The organism is Micromonospora sp. M61 (assembly GCF_018070245.1).
Lineage (GTDB): Bacteria > Actinomycetota > Actinomycetes > Mycobacteriales > Micromonosporaceae > Micromonospora > Micromonospora zamorensis.
On the sequence record NZ_JAGPYA010000063.1, the window covers coordinates 1 to 21,278 of the forward strand.

The 21,278-nt window shown below is 71.8% G+C and carries 20 protein-coding genes and 1 pseudogene; 12 read left to right on the forward strand and 9 right to left on the reverse strand.

Features of this window, described 5'->3' with window-relative positions; genetic code table 11:
• Positions 1-728, forward strand: a 728-nt coding sequence (locus KBX34_RS27345) for a peptidylprolyl isomerase (protein WP_210927758.1), incomplete at its 5' end; no start/stop codon positions are given.
• Between the two features lie 132 nt (positions 729-860).
• Here KBX34_RS27345 and KBX34_RS27350 read toward each other — a convergent pair.
• Positions 861-1,898, reverse strand: coding sequence for a LacI family DNA-binding transcriptional regulator (locus tag KBX34_RS27350; protein WP_088951695.1), 1,038 nt, complete (start codon positions 1,896-1,898; stop codon positions 861-863).
• 223 nt (positions 1,899-2,121) lie between these two features.
• Here KBX34_RS27350 and KBX34_RS27355 point away from each other — a divergent pair, with 223 nt between their 5' ends.
• A complete protein-coding gene (locus tag KBX34_RS27355; protein ID WP_307871510.1) occupies positions 2,122-2,976 on the forward strand; it encodes a M15 family metallopeptidase in 855 nt (284 codons plus the stop codon).
• A 52-nt stretch (positions 2,977-3,028) separates the two neighbouring features.
• Positions 3,029-3,535 (forward strand): DinB family protein, encoded by a 507-nt coding sequence (locus KBX34_RS27360; RefSeq protein ID WP_210792890.1) that lies wholly within the window; start codon positions 3,029-3,031, stop codon positions 3,533-3,535.
• A gap of 16 nt (positions 3,536-3,551) precedes the next feature.
• Here the strand turns inward: KBX34_RS27360 and KBX34_RS27365 are convergent, their stop codons facing one another.
• Entirely contained in the window at positions 3,552-4,739 is a 1,188-nt protein-coding gene (locus KBX34_RS27365) for a spore photoproduct lyase family protein (RefSeq protein WP_210927759.1), read from the reverse strand.
• Between the two features lie 158 nt (positions 4,740-4,897).
• Here KBX34_RS27365 and KBX34_RS27370 point away from each other — a divergent pair, with 158 nt between their 5' ends.
• The gene (locus tag KBX34_RS27370) at positions 4,898-6,214 is read left to right on the forward strand and encodes an RICIN domain-containing protein (RefSeq protein ID WP_307871511.1); all 1,317 of its coding nucleotides are present in this window, start codon (positions 4,898-4,900) and stop codon (positions 6,212-6,214) included.
• Here KBX34_RS27370 and KBX34_RS27375 read toward each other — a convergent pair.
• Positions 6,209-7,217, reverse strand: a pseudogene (locus KBX34_RS27375) (helix-turn-helix transcriptional regulator). The gene KBX34_RS27370 and the pseudogene KBX34_RS27375 overlap by 6 nt on opposite strands.
• 181 nt (positions 7,218-7,398) lie before the next feature.
• Here KBX34_RS27375 and KBX34_RS27380 point away from each other — a divergent pair.
• From KBX34_RS27380 to KBX34_RS27385, 3 genes are all read left to right on the forward strand, one after another.
• Entirely contained in the window at positions 7,399-9,396 is a 1,998-nt protein-coding gene (locus KBX34_RS27380) for a translation factor GTPase family protein (protein ID WP_210927761.1), read from the forward strand.
• 85 nt (positions 9,397-9,481) lie between these two features.
• Entirely contained in the window at positions 9,482-9,607 is a 126-nt protein-coding gene (locus KBX34_RS34125) for a hypothetical protein (protein WP_282102692.1), read from the forward strand.
• 136 nt (positions 9,608-9,743) lie between these two features.
• Positions 9,744-10,943, forward strand: coding sequence for an RtcB family protein (locus KBX34_RS27385; protein WP_210927763.1), 1,200 nt, complete (start codon positions 9,744-9,746; stop codon positions 10,941-10,943).
• A gap of 42 nt (positions 10,944-10,985) precedes the next feature.
• On the opposite strand, the gene KBX34_RS27390 is transcribed toward KBX34_RS27385, so the two are convergent.
• The 6 genes from KBX34_RS27390 to KBX34_RS27415 all read right to left on the reverse strand — a co-directional run bounded on the left by KBX34_RS27390 (position 10,986) and on the right by KBX34_RS27415 (position 17,222).
• Complete coding sequence (locus KBX34_RS27390) at positions 10,986-11,777, reverse strand: maleylpyruvate isomerase family mycothiol-dependent enzyme (RefSeq protein WP_210792895.1); 792 nt, start codon at positions 11,775-11,777, stop codon at positions 10,986-10,988.
• A 109-nt stretch (positions 11,778-11,886) separates the two neighbouring features.
• Complete coding sequence (locus tag KBX34_RS27395; protein ID WP_210792896.1) at positions 11,887-13,380, reverse strand: MFS transporter; 1,494 nt, start codon at positions 13,378-13,380, stop codon at positions 11,887-11,889.
• A gap of 37 nt (positions 13,381-13,417) precedes the next feature.
• Positions 13,418-14,047, reverse strand: a complete 630-nt coding sequence (locus KBX34_RS27400) for a TetR/AcrR family transcriptional regulator (protein ID WP_157743969.1) — start codon at positions 14,045-14,047, stop codon at positions 13,418-13,420.
• Positions 14,048-14,185: 138 nt separating this feature from the next.
• Positions 14,186-15,094, reverse strand: coding sequence for a Gmad2 immunoglobulin-like domain-containing protein (locus KBX34_RS27405; RefSeq protein ID WP_210927765.1), 909 nt, complete (start codon positions 15,092-15,094; stop codon positions 14,186-14,188).
• Positions 15,091-16,527: a HAMP domain-containing sensor histidine kinase gene (locus KBX34_RS27410; RefSeq protein ID WP_210792898.1), complete on the reverse strand. Its 1,437-nt coding sequence runs from the start codon at positions 16,525-16,527 to the stop codon at positions 15,091-15,093. The genes KBX34_RS27405 and KBX34_RS27410 overlap by 4 nt, the downstream gene beginning before the upstream one ends.
• A gap of 14 nt (positions 16,528-16,541) precedes the next feature.
• The gene (locus KBX34_RS27415; RefSeq protein WP_210792899.1) at positions 16,542-17,222 is read right to left on the reverse strand and encodes a response regulator transcription factor; all 681 of its coding nucleotides are present in this window, start codon (positions 17,220-17,222) and stop codon (positions 16,542-16,544) included.
• 302 nt (positions 17,223-17,524) lie between these two features.
• Here KBX34_RS27415 and KBX34_RS34130 point away from each other — a divergent pair, with 302 nt between their 5' ends.
• From KBX34_RS34130 to KBX34_RS27440, 5 genes are all read left to right on the forward strand, one after another.
• Positions 17,525-17,881, forward strand: a complete 357-nt coding sequence (locus tag KBX34_RS34130; protein ID WP_307871512.1) for an L-rhamnose mutarotase — start codon at positions 17,525-17,527, stop codon at positions 17,879-17,881.
• A 215-nt stretch (positions 17,882-18,096) separates the two neighbouring features.
• Positions 18,097-18,924, forward strand: coding sequence for a peptidoglycan-binding protein (locus tag KBX34_RS27425; RefSeq protein ID WP_210927767.1), 828 nt, complete (start codon positions 18,097-18,099; stop codon positions 18,922-18,924).
• A gap of 217 nt (positions 18,925-19,141) precedes the next feature.
• Complete coding sequence (locus tag KBX34_RS27430) at positions 19,142-19,555, forward strand: DUF6069 family protein (RefSeq protein WP_210927768.1); 414 nt, start codon at positions 19,142-19,144, stop codon at positions 19,553-19,555.
• A gap of 39 nt (positions 19,556-19,594) precedes the next feature.
• Positions 19,595-19,948 carry a YciI family protein gene (locus KBX34_RS27435; protein WP_210927770.1) on the forward strand — a complete coding sequence of 118 codons (354 nt, stop codon included), beginning with the start codon at positions 19,595-19,597 and terminating at the stop codon, positions 19,946-19,948.
• 20 nt (positions 19,949-19,968) lie between these two features.
• A complete protein-coding gene (locus tag KBX34_RS27440) occupies positions 19,969-21,156 on the forward strand; it encodes an RNA polymerase sigma factor (protein WP_210927772.1) in 1,188 nt (395 codons plus the stop codon).
• Positions 21,157-21,278: the final 122 nt, after the last annotated feature.

Consider the following 21,278-nt stretch of genomic DNA (forward strand, 5'->3'; position numbering starts at 1 on the left):
GCGCGTCCGCCGCCGCGGTCGCCGCGCCGGGCCCGTCGGGCGCCGCGTCCGCCGCGCCCACCGCTGCCGACACCGCCACCCGACCGCCGCGCACCACCCACGGCCCCTGCGCGTACACCGAGACGCCGGACGAGCCCGCAGCCCGGCCGGTGCCGCTGCCGCCCGACCCGCGACGCACGCCGGCCCGGGGCACCGTCCGGGTGACCCTGGCGACCAACCACGGGCCGATCGGGCTGACCCTCGACCGGGCCGCCGCGCCGTGCACCGTGCAGAGTTTCCTGCACCTGGTGGGCAAGCGCTTCTACGACCGCACCCCGTGCCACCGGCTCACCGCGTACCCGACGTTGAGCGTGCTGCAGTGCGGTGACCCGTCGGGCACCGGCGAGGGGGGCCCGGGCTACCGGTACCGCGACGAGCTGCCGACCGACCTGCCGCCGGCGCCCACCGACCCGACCGGGGAACGTCGGGTGTACGCCCGGGGCGTGCTGGCCATGGCCAACGCCGGGCCGGACACCAACGGCAGCCAGTTCTTCCTGGTCTACGCCAACTCGGCGCTGCGCCCCAACTACACGATCTTCGGCGAGGTCGACGCGGCCGGCCTGGCCACGCTGGACCGGATCGCGGCCGGGGGAGTGGCGCCGACCGCCGAGGACCCGGCACCCGTCGACGGCGCGCCCGCGCTGCCGGTGACCATCCGCAAGGCCGTCCGCACGCACCACCACCACTGACGGCGTCGGCGCGGTGGGTGACCCTCGGTCGCTCACCGCGCCGTACGGTCGACTGGCGTCAGCCGCGCAGCGCCGGAATTCCCGGAAGTGGATCGGAAGTGGTCCAACCGGATTCCGACGCAGTTCCGGCCGTCACGACGGGTCGGGCGACCCGGTCGGCGGGGCGGCGGTGCTGTCGCGGACGACCAGTTCGGTGGCCAGCTCCACCCGGGGCGAGTCGATGCCCTCACCCTGGGACAGGCGCAGGACGGTCCGTGCCGCCAACCGTCCCATCTCGACCAACGGTTGGCGCACGGTGGTCAGCGGTGGGGACGCCCAGCGGGCCTCCGGCAGATCGTCGAAGCCGACGACGCTCACGTCGTCCGGGACTCGCAGCCCTCGACGCCGGATGGCCTCGTAGACGCCGAAGGCCATCTGGTCGCTGGAGGCGAAGATGCCGGTCGGCGGGTCGGCGAGGTCGAGCAGCGCGGTGCCGCCGGAGAACCCGGAGGCGTGGTAGAAATCGCCCGGGTAGATCAGCTTGTCGTCCACCGGCACACCGGCGGCCTCCAACCCGGCCCGGTAACCGTCGAGCCGGGCGCGGCTGCACAGCAGATGCGTCGGCCCGGCCACGAAGCCGATGCGGCGGTGCCCGATCGACAGCAGGTGTTCGGTCGCGGCGAGACCACCGGCCCAGTTGGTCGCCCCGATGGTCGGCACGTCCATGGCCGGCACGCCGGCCGGGTCGACGACCACCACCGGCACATTGAGGCGACGCAGTTGCGCGTGCAGCGGCGGGCTCAGGTGGGAGGTCACGAAGATGACGCCGTCGGTGGCCCGGGTGCGCAGATTCTGCAGCCACTGCCGGGCCGCGGTGGGCTGCCGGTGGATCGCGGAGACCACGGTGCCGAGGCCCGCGCCGTGCCCGACATCCTCCACACCCCGGATGATTTCCACAGCCCAGGGGCTGTCCAGGTCGTTGAAGACCAGGTCGACGAGGCCGGCGCGGCGCACGCTGCGGCTGGTGCGCCGCCGGTAGCCGTGGTGGCGCAGCAACTCCTCGACCCGCTCCCGGGTGCCGGGGGCCACATCGGAGCGACCGTTGAGCACCCGTGACACGGTCGGCACCGACACCCCGGCCTCCCGTGCGATCGCGGTGATGGTCACCCTGCGTCCGTCGTCCGCGCCCACCCGCGTCTCCTTCACCGAGCCGGAGGAACGACCACAAGACGTCGTCCACCGTGTGTCCCGAAACGGCGTGCCCGTTCCACGCGTCATCTTGCCTCACGGGAGGGGGTTCACGACATTCCAGGTGAGTGCTGATGATCACCGAAGTTGCGGAAATCTTCCGGAAAAGCCAGTGGATCATGTCCTGTTGCCACGGCGGCCCGAGCGTGGCTGATAGACAGGGTCGGTGGCTAACCGCATCGGGGTCGTGCTCGCGCTCGCCGCGCTGCTCGGGGGCTGTTCGCGGCCGGAGCCCCGCCCCGCGCCGGTCGCGTCGCAGCCGACCTCGGTGAGCCCCTCGCCGACCCCGGCATCGGTGAGCCCGCCGACGCCGACCACCGGCGAGCGGCTGCCGGGGTTCGTGGTCCTGACCGACCTCGACCCGCGCATCCACGCCGACATCCGCTACGCGACACCGCACAACTTCGTCGGCCGCCCGATCGCCGGTTACCCCGAGCCGCTGTGCCTGCTCACCCGGGAGGCGGCCGAGGCGTTGCGCCGCGTGCAGGACGCCGCGCTGGCCGGTGGGCACAGCCTCAAGGTGTACGACTGCTATCGCCCGCAGCCGGCCGTGGACGACTTCGTCGCCTGGTCGAAGCGCCCCGACGAGCAGCAGACCAAGGCCGAGTTCTACCCGGACGTGGCCAAGAACCGGCTCTTCGCCGAGGGGTACATCGGGGCGCCCACCGCACACAGTCGAGGCAGCACCCTGGACCTGACCCTGGTCGACGAACCGGCCGCCAGCCAACCCCCGTACCGGGTCGGGCAACCGCTGGTCGCCTGCACCGCGCCCCGGGGGCAGCGCTTCGCCGACAACAGCATCGACATGGGTACGGGCTTCGACTGCTTCGACTCCCGCGCGCACACCGCCGACCCCCGGATCACCGGGACAGCGCGCGACAACCGCCGGTTGTTGCAGCGGCTGATGACCGACGCCGGGTTCGTCAACTACGACCGCGAGTGGTGGCACTACAGCCTGCGCGACGAGCCGTACCCGGACACCTTCTTCGCCGCGCCCGTCGCCCGATCGTCGGTCGGCTGACGGGAGGACCCGGCTCCATCGCCCCCGGTGCCCAGCGGGCATGATCACTGGAATGACCACCGAACGGATCGGCCCCCCGCTCACCGGCGACGAGCGGGAGACGCTGCGCGCCTTCCTCGACTTCCACCGCGCGACGCTGGCACTCAAGTGCGACGGCCTCTCCGACGAGGAGTTGCGCCGGCAGTCGATGCCGCCCTCCACGCTCTCTCTGCTGGGTCTGGTGCGGCACATGGCCGAGGTGGAACGCGCCTGGTTCCGGCGGATCATCGACCGCGAGGACGTCCCGCTGGTCTGGTCGGAAACCGGCGACTTCCAGCAGGCGTACGACGCCAGCTCCGCCACCCGCGCCGAAGCATTCAACGCCTGGGAGCGCGAGGTCGAGCACGCCCAACGGATCGAGCGGGCGGCCGCGTCGCTCGACGTGACCGGCCACAACGTCCGTTCCGGCGAGACCGTGTCGCTGCGGCTGGTGATGCTGCACCTGATCCACGAGTACGCCCGCCACAACGGTCACGCCGACCTCCTCCGCGAGGGCGTCGACGGCACCGTCGGCGTCTAGCCCGCCAGAGGGCTGGTCAGGTCCAGTAGAGGATGCGGCAGGCCGGTACGCGGGCGGCCAGCTCGGCGGTGAACCACTCGCGCAGCTCGGCCATCGTGTCCCGGGGGTAGACGTACTTGATCGCGCCGAACTTGCCGTGTTTGCGGGTGCGGGACTCCTCGTCCATCTCCAGCCGGGTCCGTGGGTACCAGCCGAGCAGCACCTCCTTGCTGCCCGGGGTGAACCGGTGGGTGATCAGCTCGGCGGTCAGGTCCAGCTCGGGGACCCCGTCGACCGCCGCGCGGACCTGGTCGAGCAACTCTCCGTAGCGTTCCCGCCAGTCGGGCAGCGCGATGACCGGCGCGATGGTCAGCCCGACCGGGTAGCCGTCGAGCGCGAGCCGGCGCAGCGCCGCCAGGCGGTCCGGCACCCGGGCGGTGCCGCCCTCGAACCGAACGCTCACCGGGGCGCAGTTGACGCTGAACCGGACCCTGGTCCGGCCGGAGTGCGGCAGCCCGACGAAGGTGCCCACGTCGGCGTACTTGGTGGTCCAGCGCAGTTGCACGGGCGCGTCCCAGTCGGCGAAGTGCTGCACCGCCCGCCGCCAGCTCCCGGTCAGGTGCTCCAGGGCGAGCGGGTCGGTGTAGCAGGACGCCTCGAAGGTGGTGCCCTCGTCGGCGCGTCGCGCGTTGCGACTGGTCACCGTCCCCCGACCGGCGTACGCGGCGAGCCCGGCCAGGATGTCGTCGAGGTCCGCGTACACCCGGGTGACCGGCGGGCCGGACAGTGATCCGGCGAGGTAGCAGTACTGGCAGTGCGCCGGGCAGCCCTCGGCGAGGTCGACCCGCCAGTCGGCGCTGGGCGCGATGGGTTGCAGGTCGCGCCGCGACGGTGGACTCACCACGATCGCCATGGTCGCCTTCGCTCGGGCGTACGTCTCCCGGTCGGTCTGCCCGCGTACCCCGGTGAGCCGGTTGGCCCGCAGGCGTTCCACCTCGATGCCCTGCGCCTGCACCCGCTCGACGATCCGTTGGCCGTGCGGGTGGTCGAGGGCGGCCGGGGTGGCCACCACCCGGCTCGGGGTCCAGCGGCGCGCCGGCCGGGCCGCCGGGGCGAGGCCGGCCAGGTCGTGAATCGGCACCCGCTCACCGCTGGCGTCGTGCGGAGCGGCGGGCAGGTCCACGGCGAGCGGTTGGTCGACGTCGACCGCGTCCGGGCTGGTCATCCGGCTGGGGTACCCGTTGCCGCAGGAATCCCACCCGGATCGGTCGGGTCGCGATTGACGACACCGGAGAGGCGACATAATCTTTCGTCTATCTGTAAGGCTTGTGAACAGAAGCAGGTCGACGCGGCGGCGCGCGTCCCCACCGAAGGGACGATCAGGTGATCGCAGAACTCTCCTCCCGTACCAGACGGATCGTGTCGCTGTTCGTCGCACTGCTGGTCGCGCTGAGCGCCGGCCTCGCGGTCAACGCCTCGCGTGCCGCGCAGGCCGCGCCGACGTTCAAGGTCCTGGCCTTCTACAACGGCACCTGGGACGCCGCGCACATCGACTTCGTCAAGGACGCCCGGGCCTGGTTCCCGCAGGCCGCCGCCCAGTACGGCTTCTCATGGGAGGCCACCAACAACTGGGGCCTGCTGAACACCGCGAACCTGGCCCAGTACAAGGTCGTCATGTTCCTGGACGACGCGCCGCCCACCGCGCAGCGTGCCGCGTTCCAGCAGTACATGCAGAACGGCGGGGCGTGGCTGGGCTTCCACGTCAGCGCGTGGACCGACAACCCGTCGAGCTGGAGCTGGTACTACAACACCTTCCTCGGCACCGGCGCGTTCCAGACGAACACCTGGGGACCCACCCGGGTCACGATGCGCGCCGACAACCGCACCCACGCCGCCACCCGGAACCTCCCGGCGACCTTCCCGTCGTCGATCAGCGAGTGGTATTCCTGGAGCAACGACCTGCGGCAGAACCCCAACATCGACATCCTCGCCTCGGTCGACCCGTCCAGCTTCCCGGTCGGCACGGACCCCAACCAGTCCTGGTACGGCGGCTACTACCCGCTGGTCTGGAGCAACCGGCAGTACAAGATGCTCTACGCCAACTTCGGGCACAACGCGATGAACTACAACACCAACACCGGGCTGTCGTCCACCTTCGACAGCGCTCAGCAGAACCAACTGCTGATCGACGGGCTGCACTGGCTCGCCGGCGCCGGCGCCGGCACCGTCCACCCGACGACGCCCCCGCCGACCGGCGGCCCGATCTCGCCCACCGCCTGGCACACGGTGGTCAACCGGGGCAGCGGCAAGTGCGTCGACGCCCGGGCCGCCGCCAGCGTGAACGGCACCGCCATCCAGCAGTACGCCTGCAACGGCAGCGCCGCCCAGCAGTACCAGTTCGCGCCGACCAGCGGCGGCTACCTGCGGATCAACAACCGCAACAACAGCGCGCAGGTGCTCGACGTGACCAACGTGTCGACCGCAGACTCCGCGCCGATCCAGCTCTGGTCCTACAGCGGCGGCAACAACCAGCAGTGGCGGGCCGAATCCGAGGGCGGCGGCTACTACCGCCTGGTCAACCGACTCAGTGGCAAGTGCCTCGACGTGCCGGCGGCGTCCACGGCGGACAGCGTCCAGCTCGTCCAGTACACCTGCAACGGCACCGCGGCGCAGTCCTTCCGGCTGGTGCCGCAGTCATAGCTCCACTGCCGCGTCCGCGCCGGGGTGAACCGCGATTCGCCTCGGCGCGGGACCGGCGGCCCGACCGAATCGGGCGGCGACGTCGCGGATGACGGCGCGCAGCTCCGGAGGGTCGAGCACGTCCAAGTCGACAGCGAGGGTGCTGAGGAAGGCGGCCAGGTTGCCCAGCGACTCGCCGCCGGTGTGCAGCAGGCAGGTTTGCCCGTCGATCGCCTCCAGCAGGCCAGCCGTGGTCGGGATCCGTTGCGCCATCTGCTCGGCCGACGCGTGCAGGCGTACCCGTGCCGGGTGTGGCCAGGCTGTGGAGCCGACGCCGCGCAGCACGTGCGCGACCGCGTCGCCACCTGGCGGCTCCCGGGGCGTGAAGCGTGGGCCGGTCGGCACCCGGGGCCGGATCCGGTCGGCGCGGAAGGTGCGCCAGTCGGCCCGGTCGGTGTCCCAACCCAGCAGGTACCACCGCCGCCCGGTGGTAGACAAGCCGGTACGGCTCGACATCGCGCACGGTCGTCGTGCCGTCGTGCCCGGCGTAGTCGAACCGCAGCCGCTCCCGGTGATGCACCGCCGTGGAGACAGCGGTGAGCGTTTCGGCGTCCACGGTCGGGCCGCCGCCCGCGGCGGAGACCGTCGCCGTGCGCAGGGCGTCGACCCGGTGCCGCAGCCGCGACGGCAGCGACTGTTCCAGCTTCGCCAGCGCCCGCAGCGACGTCTCCTCGATACCCGTCACCGACCCGCCCGCCGCGGCCCGCAGCCCGACGGCCACCGCCACCGCCTCGTCGTCGTCGAGCAGCAGCGGCGGCAGCGCGGACCCGGCACCGAGCTGGTAGCCGCCGCCGACCCCGGGGTGCGACTCGATCCGGTAACCCAGCACCCGCAGCCGCTCCACGTCGGTGCGTACCGTGCGGGTGGTGACCGCAAGTCGTTCGGCCAACTCCGCGCCGGACCACTCCCGGCGGACCTGGAGAAGGGTCAGCAGCCGTAGCAGCCGCACGGAGGTCTCCACCATGGCGGCAAGTCTGCCAGCGGTCGCCGACACTCATGGGAGCGCCGGTTATTCGGTTGCCCGACACGACGACGGCCTGCTGAACTACCCGAAACCGCCACCAACCTCCAGGGAGCACCAATGCGCGCTGCGTCGATGTCCGACCAGAAGCGATCTGTCGCCTACCTGAAGGACCTGACGCTGCGTGAAAACCCTGAACCTCGGCATCCTGGCTCACGTCGATGCCGGTAAGACCAGCCTGACCGAGCGGCTGTTGCACGACGTCGGTGTGACCGACCAGCTCGGCCGGGTCGACGCGGGCAGCACCCAGACCGACACCCTGGCACTGGAACGGCAACGCGGCATCACCATCCGCTCGGCTGTCGTCTCCTTCGTCCTGGACGACGTGACAGTCAACCTGATCGACACGCCCGGTCACCCGGACTTCATCGCCGAGGTCGAACGGGTGCTTGGTGTACTCGACGGCGCGGTGCTGGTGATCTCCGCGGTGGAGGGGGTGCAGCCGCAGACCCGGGTGCTGATGCGGACCCTGCGCAGGCTGCGCATCCCGACGCTGATCTTCATCAACAAGGTCGACCGGGCCGGCGCGGACCCCGAGCGGGTTTTCCGGGCGGTCGCGGAGAAGCTCACGCCGGCCGTCGTGGCGATGGGCTCGGTGGCGGTGCCGGGGACCCGCGGCGCCTACTGCACGCCGTACGGCCCCACCGACCTCGCCTTCACCGACCGGCTGCTCGACCTGCTCACCGGGCAGGATGACGTGCTGCTCGCCGACTGGCTGGCGGACACGTCCTCGCTGCCGTACCCGCGGCTGCGCGCCGCGTTGGCGACGCGGACCGGCCGTGCGCTGGTGCAGCCCGTGTACGCCGGCTCGGCGATCACCGGTGCCGGGGTGGACGCGCTGATCGCCGGGATCACCGAACTGTTGCCCACCGTCGAGGGCGACGCCGACGCCCCGGTCTCCGGCACCGTGTTCGCCATCGAACGGGGCCCAGCCGGAGAGAAGATCGCCCTGGTCCGGCTCTTCGCCGGCACCATCCGGATTCGCGACCGGGTCCGCGTCGGGGCTGTCGACGCTGAACTGGTCACTGCCGTACGAGTCGTCGCCCATGGGGCAGACGTGGAGGCGTCGGCGGTCGAAGCCGGCCACATCGCCCGGTTGTGGGGCCTCAAGCACGCTCGGATTGGCGACCCGGTGGGCGTACCACCCGAACGTGGCGGCGCGGACCGCCACTTCGCGCCGCCCACCCTGGAGACCGTGGTGGTGCCGACGCGCCCCGGAGACCGGGTCGCGCTGCACGCCGCGCTGGTCCAGCTCGCTGAGCAGGACCCGCTGATCAACCTGCGGCAGGACGACCGGCGGCACGAGATCACCGTGTCGCTCTACGGCGAGGTGCAGAAGGAGGTCATCCAGGCCACCCTTGCCGACGACTTCGGCGTGGGGGTGACGTTCCGGGAGACCAGCACGGTGCACGTGGAGAGGGTGTGCGGCGTTGGCGAGGCGGTCGAGGTGATCGCGGTGGCGCCCAATCCGTTCCTGGCCACCGTCGGGCTGCGGGTCGCGCCGGCGCCGACCGGTGCCGGCGTGACTTTTCGGCTCGGCGTCGAGCTGGGTTCGATGCCACCGGCCTTCTTCACCGCCGTGGAGGAGACCGTGCGTCGGACCCTGCGCCAGGGCCTTCACGGGTGGGAGGTCCCCGACTGCGAGGTGACGATGACCCACGCCGGTTACTGGGCGCGGCAGAGCCATTCCCACGGCACCTTCGACAAGAGCATGTCCAGCACGGCGGGTGACTTCCGCAATCTCACCCCGTTGGTGCTGATGGCCGCACTCGCCCGCGCCGGCACCCGGGTCCACGAGCCGGTACACCGCTTCCGGCTGGAGGTGCCGGGTGACATCCTCGGCACGCTGCTGCCCGCGCTCACCCGGCTGGACGCGGTGCCGACCGACACCACCGGGCAGGGCGGGTCCTACCTGGTGCAGGGTGAGATCCCGGCCGGTCTGGTGCACGCGCTGGAGCGTCGCCTGCCTGCGCTGACCCGGGGGGAGGGCGTGCTGGAGACCGAGTTCGACTGCTACCGGCCGGTGCGTGGTCCCGCCCCCGTCCGGACCCGCTGGGACAACAATCCGCTGGATCGCAAGGAGTATCTGCTGGCGGTCGCGCGCCGGGTCGGCGGCCGGTAAGGGTGATATCCATTGCGGACGCACCGTGGCCCTCCTAGTCTCGTCGATGCAAGGTCAACCGATCACACCCCGAGGGGAGTACGCCGTGCCGCGACGCACCCGCACCGATGCCGCCTCGCACCTGCTCCCCGTCGGCGCCGCTGTGCTCACCACCGCCAAAACCTGTGCCTGCCGCCCATTGCGGCGCAACGAGCTGGGGTGGCGCGACTGACGTCGACGCTGACGCGTCCGTCGGCCGCCCATCCCACCGGGATCGGGCGGCCCTTTCGTATCCGCGTACCGCCGCCGGAAACCGGCCAGTTAGCGCATGATCATTAACGGTCACCGCACCACAGAAGGAGACCACTATGGGATTCACCCCTCTCGCCGGCACCCGGGCGCCGGTCCGGGTCTGGACCGACCCGTACGCCATCGAGCCGCAGGCCGCCCGGCAGCTGCGCAACATCGGAGCGCTGCCCTGGGTGCAGGGCGTCGCCGTCATGCCCGACGTGCACTTCGGCAAGGGCGCCACTGTCGGTTCGGTGATCGCGATGCGACAGGCCGTCTCACCGGCCGCGGTCGGCGTCGACATCGGCTGCGGGATGTCGGCGGTCCGCACCTCGCTGACCGCCGCTGATCTCCCGGACGGCCTGGCCGCGCTGCGTTCGGCCATCGAGGCCACCATCCCGGTCGGCTTCGCCCAGCGGCAGGACATGGTCGACACCCGTCGGATCCGTGGTCTGGAGCAGTCGGGCTGGGACGACTTCTGGGGCCGGTTCGCCGGCCTGGACCGGCGGGTGGCGCAGCTGGAGACGCGGGCGCGTCGGCAGATCGGCACCCTCGGCGGGGGCAACCACTTCATCGAGGTCTGCCTGGAGCAGGGCGGCGCCGACGAGGGACGGGTCTGGCTGATGCTGCACTCCGGGTCCCGCAACATCGGCAAGGAGCTGGCCGAGCGGCACATCGGGGTGGCCCGGGGCCTGCCGCACAACGCCGACCTGCCGGACCGGGACCTGGCGGTGTTCCTCGCCGGCACGCCGGAGATGGACGCATACCGGCGGGACCTGTGGTGGGCGCAGGAGTACGCGCGCCGCAACCGGGCCGTCATGCTGGCCCTGCTCTGCGGCGTGGTGCGCGAGCAGTTCCCGCAGGTCTCCTACGACGAGCCCATCTCGTGCCACCACAACTACGTCTCGGAGGAGAGCTACGACGGGGTGGACGTGCTGGTCACCCGCAAGGGCGCGATCCGGGCCGGCCGGGGGGACCTGGGCATCATCCCCGGGTCGATGGGCACCGGGTCGTACATCGTGCGGGGTCGGGGCAATCCGGACGCGTACTGCTCGGCGTCGCACGGGGCTGGGCGGCGGATGTCGCGGGCACAGGCGAAGCGGACGTTCAGCACGGAGGACCTGGCCGCGCAGACCGCCGGGGTGGAGTGCCGCAAGGACGCCGGGGTGGTCGACGAGATCCCCGGCGCGTACAAGGACATCACCGAGGTGATGGCCCAGCAGGAGGACCTGGTCGAGGTGGTGGCGCACCTCAAGCAGGTGGTCTGCGTGAAGGGTTGAGAGGCCGTGCGGGCCGGGGTGACCGGCCCGCACGGCACCGGCTCAGAAGCCGACGAAGACCCGACGCAGGTCGTCCAGGGTCACCGGCCCGGTCACCCGGACCCCCTCCGGGGTGTGCTGGGGACCGAGCCGTCCGGTGGCCAGCCGCAGCCACGCCTCGGCGGGGGCGGTCAGCTCCCCGTCGGGCTGCTCCGGCGCGTCGACGACGTCAACCTTCTCGCCCAGCCGCAGCCCGAAGGTCCGCTCGGGCGCCTGCAGCCGGACCAGCAGGGTGGCCTCCCGACCGCCCAGCTCCTGCGGGCGGCTGGTCCAGGCCAGCATGCCGCCGATCTGGTCGAGCAGCAGCCCCACCGCCGCCGGCGTCACCGCCGCGAACGAGTTGAACCCCACCTCGACGTCCCACTGGTGCAGGGCGAACTCGCTGAGGCGGAACCGGGCCGCGGTGGCCACGTCGACCGGCTCCGGCAGGAAGCCGAGGTCGATCCGCATGGAGGCCCGGGTCTCGCCGTCCAGCGCCTCGTACGCCTCGACCAGCCGCTCGTTGGTGGCGAGGAACCCAGCGGCGTGCTCGGTCGGGGACATCGCGTCCCACCGTGCCCAGACGCCGCGGTTGAAGTCCCCGTCCGGGCCGGGCGCGCCGGTGCGGGCGGCGTCCAGCGTCGCCAGGTTGATCTCGGCGCCGCTGCCCAGGTGGCTCAGCACCTGGGACACCTGCCACTCGCTGGCTCCCGAGGGGCGGAGCAGGTCGTCTTCCTTCAGGTCCCGTACGAGCGCGGCGAGCTCCTCGTGGCCCGCGCGCAGAGCCGTGATGATCTGGTCAGCAGGGGTCGACATGGATCTCCTCAAACGGACTTTCGACGATGGTCGGGACGTTACCGGAAGCGGCCGCTGGCCGGGCTCGCCCCACGTCGGGGCGGTCCGGCCGGCAGCCGCGTCGGTCGGCTCAGCCCATGTGCACGGTGTTGCCGGTCGGGATGTCCTCCTTGCGCACCTTCACCAGGATCAGAGTGGCCAGCCCGGCGAGCACGATCAGGGCCGCACCCCAGGCGAACGCCACGCGGTAGCCGTGCACCAGAGCCTCGATCTGGTTGACCGGGTTCGGCACCCGACCGACCAGGTACGCGGCGACCGCGCTGGTGTACATGGTGTTCAGCAGGGCAGTGCCGAGCGAGCCGCCGATCTGCTGGGTGGCGTTCAGCGTCGCGCTGGCCGCGCCGGCGTCGTGCTCCGGCACCCCCACCAGGGCGAGGCTGGACAGCGGCACGAACGTGAAGCCCAGGCCCATGCCGAGGATGACCTGGGCGGGCAGCAGGAGGGTGAGGAACGAGGTGTCCACGTCGATCTGGGTCAGCGCCAGCATGGCCACGGCGGCGAGCACGGCGCCGCCGACCATCAGCGGCTTGGCACCCACCCGTGGCATCAGCTGGCTGGCGCCACCAGCGGCGATCAGCACGCCGACGGTGACCGGAAGCGACGCGAGCCCGGCCTCGAGGGGCTTGTACTGCAACACCACCTGGAAGTAGAAGGTCAGGAACAGGAACGCCCCGAACAGGCCGGCACCGATCAGCGTCGAGGCGAGGTACGCCCCGCCCCGGTTGCGGTCCAGGATGATCCGCAGCGGCAGCAGCGGGTGGTTGGAGCGCAGCTCGATCACCACGAAGATGGCGAGCAGCGCCACACCGGCGGCGATGAAGCCGAGCGTCTGGGTGGCGTCCCAGCCGTCCTCGGCGGCCTTGGTGAAGCCGTAGACCAGGGAGACCAGGCCGGCGGTCACCACGATCGCGCCGGGCACGTCGTAGCGGGTGTTGCCGTGCGCCCGGCTCTCCGGCACCAGCGGGAGGGCCAGGGCGATGGCGATGGCCGCCACCGGGATGTTGACCAGCAGGCACCAGCGCCAGTCGGCGTACTCGGTGAGCACCCCACCGAGCAGCAGACCGACCGCCGAGCCACCGCCGGCGATCGCGCCGTACACCGCGAAGGCCTTGGCCCGCTCGGTGGCCTCGGTGAACAGGACGGTGAGCAGCGCCAGCGCCGCCGGGGCGAGCAACGCGCCGAAGGCGCCCTGAAGCGCACGGGCGGCGAAGAGCATGCCGCCGGTGGTGGCGAGGCCGCCCAGTGCGGAGGCGAGCGCGAAGCCCGTCATGCCGACCAGGAAGGTGCGCTTGCGCCCCCAGTAGTCGGCGATCCGGCCGCCGAGCAGCAGCAACCCGCCGAACGCCAGCGTGTAGGCGGTGACCACCCACTGTCGGTTCGCGTCGGTGATGCCCAGGTCGGCCTGGGCCTGCGGCAGCGCGATGTTCACGATCGTGGCGTCGAGCACGACCATCAGCTGCGAGACCGCGATGACCGCCAGCGCGATCCAGCGCCGCGGGTGCGGCGCTCCTGTCGACGTCCCGGCGCCGGGCGCGCCGGGGGCGGTCGAGGTGGTTCCGGGCATGGTGAAGCCTTCCGTGTTGCGAATGTCGAGAAAGAGATCAGGCCTGAGACGGGCGGTCGTGCTGGTAGCGGAGAACCGGGATCAGCACCTGGTCGACGACCTGGGTGAGGAACGCGTCATCGGCGGGTAGGCCGTGCGCGACGATGCGGGACATGGTGAGCGCGGGCGCCAGATCGTGGAACAACTCGCGCTCGCCGGCCTCCGGCGGGATCTCCCCCCGGGCGGCGGCACGGACCAGGATGGCGGTGCTCGCCACCCGCCCGGCCGGGAGCACCTGGCGGCGTACCAGGCGTTCCAGCTCGGGGTTGGTCCGCATGGCGAACGTCAACGCCTGCATGAGGTCACAGTCGGCCACGCAGATCGCCGCCGTGGCGCGCAGCAACTCGATCAGGTCACCGCGCAGGGAACCGGTGTCGGGCGGGTTGTGCACCCCCACCTGCCGGCCGCCCAGGGCGGCGACGACCAGCTCGGCCTTGCCGTCCCAACGCCGGTAGATGGTGGCCTTGCTGACGTGGGCGCGAGCGGCGACGGCGTCGATCGTCATCCGGTCGTAGCCGACCTCACGCAGCAGGTCGGTGACGACGGCGAACAGGTCGCCGTCGGTGCAGCGTGGGCCCCGGGCCGCCGGCACTCCGGCACCCGCTCCCACCTGCTGACCACCCAGCATCCCCGCACCCCCATGAAACGATGTCGTACTGACACTAGTTCTCCAGGCTGGAAACATGCAGGCTTTCGTGAGTTGCGTCGCAGGACGTCAACGAAACGATTACGTTTCCGAGCGGAGTCCGGTGGGTGAACGTGCTGGTCAGACACCGGGTGCGAGGATCACCGGCACCGCCGTCGTGTTGATCCGTGAACCGTCGAGGGCGGACACCTCGTACACCTCGACAGTGCCCTGCTGCTCCCGAGCCGCCCGCCAGCCGACCACCACGCGGTAGCCGCCCCGGCAGCCGCTGCCGCAACTGGCGGTGCCGAAGCCGGTGGCCACCTCCCGGCCGGCGGCGTCCAGCACCCGCACGCTCACCGTGGCCTCGAACACCGTGGCGGTGCCCGTGACGACGAGCGGGGCGGCCACCCGCTCACCGGCGACCGGGCTGGTCACCACTATCGGCGGCAGCAGGTCCGCGTAGTCCGGCCGACCGACCGGGCCCGCGCCGCCCAGGCTGACCTGACGCACGGTGGGGAACTGGGTGAGCGTCCACACCACCTGCGCCTCGCGTAGTCGCCGCTCCGCCGGGTCGCCGACGGACGGGACCCGCAGCGTCGCCGTACCGTCGGTGATTCGGGTGACCTCGATGCCGGCCGGGACGAGGGTGGTCAACCCGGCGGCGGCCTCGGCCGGCGTGGGTCCGGCGGCCAGCTCGGTCACCGCCAGCCGGGACGTCGACAGGGTGGCCGGCCGGGCCCGCCTGGTCGGCACGAGCTGCCCGGCGCGGACGAGCCACAGCTCGATGGTCACGGTGTCGCGCGTGCCGGCCGGCCCGGGCGAGGGCGTCGTGGGTGATCGTGGAGGCCCCGCCGAGGGGATCGGATCCGGACGGTCGGTCGCTGCGGCGCTCGGCGGGGCCGTGCTCGGCGGTGCCGCGCTGGACGGCGTCGTGCTGGACGGCGCCGCCGCGGGTGCCGGGCCGAGGGCCCCGGAGCGCGGGGTGCCGCACCCGCTCACCAGCAGGCCGGCGACGAGCACCGACGCGATCACACAGTGCCGGCTCATGCGCTGTCACCCGCCGCCGTGGCGGCCCGCTCGCCGTCGTCGCTCGCCGGCGCGGGGAGACCGTGCGCCGGCAGCTCCAGCCGGAAGCAGGTGCCGGCGCCGGATTCGCTGCGGACGCTCAGCACACCGCCGAGCACTGTGGCGTGTTCCCGGGCGATGGCCAGCCCGAGCCCGCTGCCGGGCGCGGACCGGGACGGGTCGACCTTGTGGAACCGGTCGAAGACGTGGGGCAGGTGCTCCACCGGGATGCCCGGCCCCTGGTCGGTGACCTCGAAGACGACCACCGGGCCCGCCCCGGTCACGGTGGCCCGGATCTCCCCGCCGCCGTGTTCGACCGCGTTGGCGACCAGGTTGGCCAGCACGCGCTCCAGCCGGCGCGGGTCGGTGCGCAGCGTGATCGCGTCGCCGCTGACCAGAACCCGCTCCGACCAACCGCGTGTCGCGACGATCCCGTGCAGCAGCGCCGACGCGTCGACGGACCCGACGGCCGGCTGCTCCCGGCCGGAATCCAACCGGGAGATCTCCATCAGGTCCTCGACCAGCCGGCGCAGCCGGACCACGTCGCCGACCAGCAACCGCGCGGCCGGTCGCGCATCGCCGGGCAACTGGTCGAGGTGCTCACCCAGCAGCGACGCCGCGGCCACCAGGGCGGTCACCGGGGTACGCAGCTCGTGCGCCACATCGGCGGTGAACCGCCGCTCACGGGCCTGCGCGGCCGACAGTGCCGCGATCTTCGACTCCAGTGCCTCGGCCATCTCGTTGAACGTCGCCGCCCAGACGCTGAACTCGTCGCGCCCGCGCACCGGCAGGCGGGTGTCGAGCAGGCCCTCGGTGAGCGCCCGGGCGGCCCGGCTGGCCCGGCCCACCGGCTCCAACGTGCGTCGGGCCAGCGCGTGACCCACCCCGGCGGCGAGCAGCACCACGAGCACCCAGCCCGCCACCAGTGCGGAGCGCAGCTGACCCAGGTCGGTGGCGACGTCATCCTCCACGGTGAGGACGTACAACTCGGCGGTCGAGCCGGGAATGCGCCCGCCGACCACCAGCAGCCGAGGACGTTGCGCCGGTGCGGAGCGCTGGTAACCGAGCTGTCCACCCGCGACTGTGGCCCGCAACCCGGTGCCCAGCGTCGGGGCGTACGCCGGGTGCGAGGGGCGGCTCGGGCCGTCGACGAGCACCACGTGCCGGCCGCTGGCCTCGAAGCTGGTGAGCAGGTCGGTGCTGCGTTGCTCGGTCAGCGGGAGGAACTGTCCGGCGAGCACGAGTTGATAGCGGGCGTCGGCGGCTGCCTCCTGCAGCGACGCGTCCCACCAGGACTGCCGCAGCAGCAGCCCGGTCCCACCGGCGAGCAGGCCGGCCGAGACACCCGCGACCAGGACGAACGCGATGGTCAGCCGACGCCGCAGGCGGCCCGGGATCACCGCGCGTCCGGCCATCGCCGACCCTCCCGTCAGCTCACTGACAGCTTGTAGCCGGCGCCACGCACGGTACGGACCAACCGTGGCTGCGCCGGGTCCTCCTCGATCTTGGAGCGCAGCCGTTGCACCGCCACGTCGACCAGCCGGGAGTCGCCGAGGAAGTCGTGGTGCCAGACCAGGTCCAGCAGCAACTCGCGGGTGAAGACCTGGCCGGGTCGGCGGGCCAGCTCCAGCAACAGGCGGAACTCGGTGGCGGTCAGCGCCACCTCCCGGCCGTGCCGACGGACCACGAAGCTGCCCGGGTCGATCTCCAGGCTGCCGACCTCGATGATGGTGGACGGGGCGGTAGCGCTCATTCTGCGCAGCACCGAGCGGACCCGGGCCACCAACTCGGGCAGGTCGAAGGGCTTGCGCAGATAGTCGTCGGCGCCGCACTCCAACCCGACCACCACGTCGATGGTGTCGGTGCGCGCGGTCAGCATCAGGATCGGCACCTGACTGGTACGCCTGATCTCCCGGCAGACGTCCAGGCCGTCCAGACCGGGCAGCATGACGTCGAGCACGATCAGGTCGACCGGGTGAGCCCGCCACGCCGCGAGGGCCTGCCGCCCGTCGACGGCGGTGTCGACCCGGAAGCCGGCGCGGCGCAGTCCGAGGGCGGTGACCTCCCGGATGGAGGCGTCGTCCTCGACCACCAGCACGCGGCCCTCCATCACCCGAGAGTAGACCCGCCGCCACGGTGCGCAGCCTGGCGAAACGGTCGGGTTCCACGGACCGGCCGGACCGTTGAGCGGCACCGACAACCCCACCTCGCACCGGGCCGAGCGTTGATCTCGACGTGGGCTACTGAGATCATCGATCGCTCGGATCAGCACACCGCCTGATCCGGCGGTCAGCGCGTACCGACCGCCACGCCCATCGGCGGCGGACGGCGCGTGCCGTTGCCGGTGGCCACCGGGCCGCCTCGATCCGACCAGCTCACACGAAGGGGCACGACGTGCAACGTCACGGCTGCGTGATCCGACTCCGACCGGAGCAGCGGGAAACCTATCTTCGGCTGCACGCCACCGTCTGGCCGAGCGTCGAGCAGACGCTGCGCGAGGCGAACTTCCGCAACTACACCATCTTCCTCCACGACGACCTGCTCTTCGGCTACTACGAGTACGTCGGCGACGACTACGACGCCGACCTGCGGCTCATCGCTGCGGACCCGCAGACGCAGGAGTGGTGGAAGCTGACCGACCCGTGTCAGGAGTCGCTCGCCGAGCCCGGCTCGGGGGACTGGTGGGCGCCGATGCGGGAGGTCTGGCACCTGGCCGACGAGGCCGTCGAGCAGGCACCCGACCCGGCCGGGCAGGGCTCCGGCAGCTAGCTGACACGACGGCGGCCCACCCACCGGCGACGGACGCCGGTCGGATGGGGCCCCAAAGGAACGGGCGGGGCCGGCGGCTCCGCCCGTTCCTGTCGACCGGCGGGAGGCAGTGCCGCGGAACTTTCGTACGCCCCGGCGGAGTGACAACTCCGCTCCCGCATTGAAGACTAGCTTCATTCGTTGGTGTAGATCGGTCAATATCTTACGGAGGAAGCGTGCTCACCAGAAGAAGCCTGCTCGTCGCTGCCGGTGCGGCGGTGGTCGGCGCCGTACCGCTGGCCAACTCGGCCACCGCCGCGTTGCCGCAGCTGGACATGGAAGCGCTGATCAAGGCGGCGCAGATTGACCCGCGTCGGCCGGACACCGCTCTCACCGACGGGGCCAAGGACAGCGTCCTTCTGGTGGAGCGCGCCCTCCAGGCGAGAGGTCTGCTGTCGTCGACGTACGTCGACGGGCATTTCGGCACCAGCACGATCGCCGCGTACGCGGCGTACCAGCGGTCCCTCGGCTACACCGGTCTCGACGCGACCGGCCTGCCCGGCCCGTCGTCGCTGCGGTCGCTCGGCGAGGGGCGTTACGCGGTGGTCAGGGCGATCTCACCGGGCAGCGTGGTGACCCTGCGCGGTGTGCAGGTCAACACGCGCACCAGGTCGATGCTGTTCGAGGCCGAACGCCTGCTCGGCCGTCAGCTCGGCATCACGCAGGGCTCGTACAGCAGCGGTGTGGGCGCATCCGCCGGCACGCACGACGGCGGCGGTGCGCTCGATCTCTCGGTCAGCGGGCTCTCCTCAGCCGTGCGGACGGATGTGCTGCGTCGTCTGCGGACTGTGGGCTTCGCCGCGTGGCTGCGGACCCCGGCCCAGGGGGACTGGGGTTATCACATCCACGCCATCGCGCTGTCCGACACCGACCAGTCGACAGGTGCGCAGAACCAGGCCGGCGACTATTACCTCGGTCGTAACGGGCTGGCCAACCGGGGCGCCGATGACGGGCCAGCAGTCAGCCCCAAGCGGACCTGGGAGGAATACCAGCGCACGCTCTGAGGCTCACGGTCCTCCCATGACCGTGGCCGGCGCATGATCCACTCGCGTTCGTGACAGTCGGGGCATCCGCGGTGTCCGGACGCCCCGACTTCACCACAGTCGAGTCGACCGAGTCTTCGAAAAGATTCTGGCGGTCCTGTCGATTGGGGTTGATCCTCTTCGTAGCCCTGGTGAGAGCCCGGCACAACAGCGGGCCACGCACCCACTGGAGGGCACGATGACCAGCACAGCGACCACCACTACCACCACCACGTCGACCTTCGGCGCGCTGATTCGTACCGGTCTCATCGCCACGGTCGCCGCGAGCGCCGCCACCATGGCCGTCGCCGCCGTCGGCCACGCGGCGGGCATCAGCCTCGACGTGGCCGACGCGCCGATCCCGGTGACCGGGTTCGGCGTGCTGACCGCCGTATTCTCGCTGGTCGGGGTGCTCCTCGCCGCGTTGCTGTCCCGTTTCGCCCGGCGTCCGCGGCGCACGTTCGTCCGCACGACGGTGGTGCTGACCGTCCTGTCGCTGGTGCCGGACGTGATCGCGGACGCCGGGGTGGGCACCAAGGCGCTGCTGATGCTCACCCACCTGGTCGCGGCCGCGATCGTGATCCCCGCCGTCGCGCGCCGCCTGGCCGTCTGACCTGCCGCCACTCACCCGTCGACCTACCGGAGGAACGTCATGAAGCAGTACCTGCTGTCCGTGCACAGCGTCGAGGGCGCGCCGGCCCCGTCCGACGAGGAGATGCAGACCGTGTTCGCGGAAACCGGCCGGATCAACGACGAGATGCTGGCCGCGGGCGCCTGGGTCTTCGGCGGAGGGCTCCTCTCGCCGGACAGCGCCACCGTCGTCCGGGCCGAGAACGGCGCCACCACCATGAGCGATGGGCCGTTCGCCGAGACGAAGGAGCACATCGCCGGGTTCTGGGTCATCAGGTGCGAGGACCTGGACCAGGCGCTCGCCTGGGCCGAGAAGTGCGCGGCGGCCTGCGGCCCGGTCGAGGTGCGCCCCTTCGACGACCTGTCCCAGGCCTGAACAGGGGTCGGTCACCCGACATGGACCTGGCGAGCATCTACCGCGCGGAGTACGGCCGCTGCGTCGCGACCCTGGCCCGCGTCCTCGGTGACATCAACCTCGCCGAGGAGGCGGTCCAGGACGCCTTCACCACGGCGTTGCAGAAGTGGCAGACCCCGCCGCCCAACCCGGGTGCCTGGATCGTGACCACCGCCCGCAACCGGGCCGTCGACCGGCTCCGCCGGGAGTCGACCCGCGAGGCCCGGCACGCCCAGGCACTGCTGCTGCACCACCAGGACGAGCCGCGAGAGGTGGGACCGGTGAAGGACGACCAGCTGCGACTCATCTTCACCTGCTGCCACCCGGCGCTCGCTCCCGACGCGCGGACCGCCCTCACGCTGCGCCTGCTCGGTGGCCTCGACGTATCGGAGATCGCCCGGGCCTACCTGGTCCAGGAGGCCACCGTCGCCCAGCGGATCGTGCGCGCCAAGAAGAAGATCCGGGACGCCAACATCCCGTACCGGGTGCCCGCCGAACATGAGCTGCCGGACCGGCTGCCGCCGGTGCTCACCGTGCTCTACCTGATGTTCAACGAGGGGTACGCGTCCACCGCCGGGCCGTTGATCAGAACGGACCTGTGCACCGAGGCGATCCGGCTCACCCGCGAACTCGCCGCGTTGATGCCCGACGAGCCCGAAGTCCTGGGCCTGCTCGCCCTGTTGCTGCTGACCGAGGCCCGCCGCCCGGCCCGGCTCGACGCGACCGGCGAGCTCGTGCTGCTGGCCGACCAGGACCGGTCACTGTGGAACCGGGCCCTCATCGCCGAGGGCCACGACCTGGTCCGCCGCTGCCTGCGGCGCAACCGGCCCGGCCCGTACCAGATCCAGGCCGCGATCAGCGCGGTGCACACCGACGGCGCCGCCACCGACTGGCCACAGGTCCTCGCACTGTACGACCAGCTCCTCGTGATCACGCCGACGCCGGTCGTCGCGCTCAACCGTGCCGTCGCCGTCGCCGAGGTGCACGGGCCGGCGGTGGCCCTCGCCGCGTTGGAGGGTGTCGACCTCCCGGGCTACCACCGGCTGCCCGCCACCCGGGCCGAGTTGCTCGCCCGGCTCGGACGCGACGACGAGGCACGAGCCGCCTACGACCAGGCCGTGGCACTGGCCACCAACGAGACCGAGCGGGCCTACCTGCGGACCCGTCGTACCGCACTGAGTCACCAGTGAACGGACAACATCATGAACAGCTCCCAGGAACTCGTCTACCGCCCCACCCTGCACGTCTGAACCGTCCCGACACCCACCGCCCCGGCGACGGACGCGTCTGCCGGGGCGGCTCGGTGTCCGGT